Source organism: Nonomuraea lactucae (assembly GCF_003313395.1).
Classification (GTDB): Bacteria; Actinomycetota; Actinomycetes; order Streptosporangiales; family Streptosporangiaceae; genus Nonomuraea; species Nonomuraea lactucae.
This window is the reverse complement of sequence record NZ_QNFZ01000467.1, coordinates 1-1,169: the sequence shown is the minus strand read 5'-3', so window position 1 is coordinate 1,169 and position 1,169 is coordinate 1. Positions and strand designations below refer to the sequence as shown.

Sequence of the window (1,169 nt, the reverse complement as noted above, 5' to 3'; positions counted from 1 at the left end):
CTGAGGTTGAAAGGTAGGAGTTACAGGCGTTCGGGGGTAGTGACGGCAGCGTTTGGCTGGTTTACGCCTGGTTGGTGAGGTATGCGCATGGTGGCGGGCTGACCGCCGAGGAACGCCAGCGGCGGGAGCGATTACGCCTGCGGGCGGTGGAGTTGTTCGCTCAAGGAGTGTCGCCGGCAGAGGTGGCCCGGCGATTCCGGATCACGCGGATGTCGGCCAGTCGGTGGCATCGAGCCTGGCGACAGGGCGGTAGGCAGGCGTTGGCGTCCAAGGGACCCGGCGGGGAGAAGTGCCGGCTGGATGAGCGGCGGCTGGCCCGTTTGGCGTCGGAGTTGCAGCGCGGTCCGGCGGCGCATGGCTGGGGTGAGGATCAGCGTTGGACGTTGGCGCGGGTGTCCGATCTGATCGCGACCTTGTTCCACATCCGCTACACCCCGCGCGGGGTGTCGTATCTGCTGCATCGGATGGGGTGGAGCCCTCAGGTGCCGGTGCACCGGGCCGTCGAGCGCGATGAGGAGGTGGTCTGGCAGTGGGTGGCCGAGCAGTGGCCGAGGATCAAAAGCGACGGTGCATGAGCAGGGTGCGTGGCTGGTTTTCGAGGACGAGGCCGGGCAGAGCTTGCGCCCGCCCAAGGCGCGCACCTGGGCGCCGCGTGGTCGCACACCGGTGGTGAAGGTCACCGGCAAGGGGTACGGCAGGGTGAGTCTTGCCGGGCTGATCTGCACCCGGCCCGGGCAGCGCACCCGGCTGATGTTCCGGACGTTGCTGCGGCGCGGCCGTGCGGGGGAGGTCAAGGGCTTTGGGCCGTGCCAGTTCGCGGGTCTGCTGGATGCCGCGCACGCCCAGCTCGGCGGGAGGATCGTGCTGGTGTGGGACAACGACCGCCGGCACCTGTCCAAGGCGATGCGCACCTACATCCAGGCTCGCAGTGCATGGCTGACGGTATTTCAGCTGCCCGCCTACGCCCCCGAGCTGAACCCGGTGGAGCAGGTCTGGTCAGCGCTCAAGCGCGGCCTGGCCAACCTCGCTCCGCGCGACACCGATCAGCTCGCCGCGGTGGTCAAGACCAAGCTGAAACGGATGCAATACCGCCACGGCCTGCTGGACGGCTTCACCGCCGCCACCGGCCTAACCCTCGACCCTCCGTAACTCCAGCATTTCAACCTCGA

The 1,169-nt window shown here is 68.2% G+C and carries 2 protein-coding genes and 1 pseudogene; all 3 read left to right on the top strand.

Going from position 1 to position 1,169, the window contains the following annotated elements; all coding sequences use genetic code 11:
* Window positions 1-74: 74 nt before the first annotated feature.
* Window positions 75-224, top strand: a pseudogene (locus DQW85_RS48275) (helix-turn-helix domain-containing protein); the annotation flags it as partial.
* Between the two features lie 168 nt (window positions 225-392).
* Complete coding sequence (locus DQW85_RS48270) at window positions 393-575, top strand: helix-turn-helix domain-containing protein (protein ID WP_240197361.1); 183 nt, start codon at window positions 393-395, stop codon at window positions 573-575.
* Window positions 568-1,149 carry a transposase gene (locus tag DQW85_RS22705; protein ID WP_113702173.1) on the top strand — a complete coding sequence of 194 codons (582 nt, stop codon included), beginning with the start codon at window positions 568-570 and terminating at the stop codon, window positions 1,147-1,149. The genes DQW85_RS48270 and DQW85_RS22705 overlap by 8 nt, the downstream gene beginning before the upstream one ends.
* The last annotated feature ends 20 nt before the right edge of the window (window positions 1,150-1,169 follow it).